The following is a 1,583-nucleotide window of genomic DNA, read 5'->3' on the forward strand; positions in this document are numbered from 1 at the left end:
TTCTCCTTTCGAATGGCAGGTCGCACTTTCATTCTACAGGAGATCCGCCAGCAAGGGCTATTTTTATGCTTGCTCAAGTTTATCTAGCACCACGGGTTTATAGGTGCATTTTTTGTTAGTTCTCTATAAATTTATTTCACCGTATTTACTAAAACGCTTATTTAATTCATCCATTAGAAAGTTATACGCTTCTTGAGTAATACGAATGTGTGATCTTCTGAAGTGCATGCTTTGTAGGGTTTTATGGCTTACCTTATTCCTTTTTCTTAAAGACGGGAAGGCTGCTTTCCCAATACTATTATACAAATCTACTAAACGAATACCATTCTTAATAGGCGCATTAATTACTTTTCCACTTGTCAATTCAACATAGTATGGAAAACGATGTTTCCAAGGAGCATCTTTAATATCAGCATCGTCAACAACGTTATCCTTATTGAATCCTTCTGTCTTGGCATACCCTACAATCATAGGTGTAGGTTGACCATGTTCATCGTAACTAACAATTGTTAAGAATAAAGTATCATCCTTTGCAATTCCGCTTGGTCTGCGTGGAAAGTAAGTAGTCTTCAAATCTCGATTCCGTATACCCTTCATTTGTTGGTAATTCAAGTCATTAGGGATTCTGTTCTCTCCGGTCCCTTCAAACTTTAACCAATAACCATTACTTCCCTCGTCTGCTTCATATGTATTTTCTAGAATTGACTCGAATAAATCAGGATGAACAATTTTCTTTAACTCTACACCTTTTTTCTTAATATTTGAATATGTAACAGTCTTATCCCTTTGATTTGCTGCCAACTGAGGAACATACCTCTTTTCTTCATCGATCCATTCTTGTGTAACAACTCCTTTATCCCCAGTTGCTTGAATTTGCTCTAACAAATCATAGAAATACTCTTGAGCTTTTTCTGCTATTTCTGGTTCATCATCCATTAGTACGCAAATTTCATGATTAGACACAAAACCACCTTTTGTAAAATTGGCTGAACCAATGATTGTTGAATGTGAATCAAACAGATAAAGTTTTGAGTGTAAATCAACTAATGCATATATATTTGCATTTGCATGTAAAAGGCGTTCTAGTCCGTATATACTGCTGACACGTTCAACAAAGTCTTCCCGATAAAATCGGGTAATGATATTACAAACTACTGAAGGATTCTTAATTAGCCAATCGGCTAATAAGTTTGCAGTTTGCGTTCCTATAAAGGGAGAAATAATATTCAATTCATTCTCCGTTTTCTCTAAAAGTTCTTGAAACTGATATAGTAGGTTTTTGGATATTAAACTGACAGGCATCTTTTACCCCTCCCACAATAAAGATTCACCAAAATTTTATGAAGATATATGAAGCTACTAGAACTTTTGAATTTAGCTTGTATTAACTGAAGCTTCTCATTTACATATTCATCAAATTCATTAAGATGTTCTAATATTGATGTAAACTGTTGGTACCGTCAAGAATTTTGTGTAATATAATGGGGGTAGGGTTTCTCTGAAATGGATTTGGAATGAATAGGGAACTAGTTTCCTCCACACAGGAGACTGAATATTCAGTCTCCTGTGTGGAAAGGGAGAAT

General features: G+C 35.1%; 1 protein-coding gene. It reads right to left on the reverse strand.

Features of this window, described 5'->3' with window-relative positions:
• Nucleotides 1-123: 123 nt before the first annotated feature.
• Entirely contained in the window at nt 124-1,302 is a 1,179-nt protein-coding gene (locus tag CV945_RS16795) for a phospholipase D family protein (protein ID WP_100660195.1), read from the reverse strand.
• Nucleotides 1,303-1,583: the final 281 nt, after the last annotated feature.

It is taken from the genome of Geobacillus sp. Manikaran-105 (genome assembly GCF_002809955.1).
In the GTDB taxonomy this organism is placed as follows: domain Bacteria; phylum Bacillota; class Bacilli; order Bacillales; family Anoxybacillaceae; genus Geobacillus; species Geobacillus thermophilus.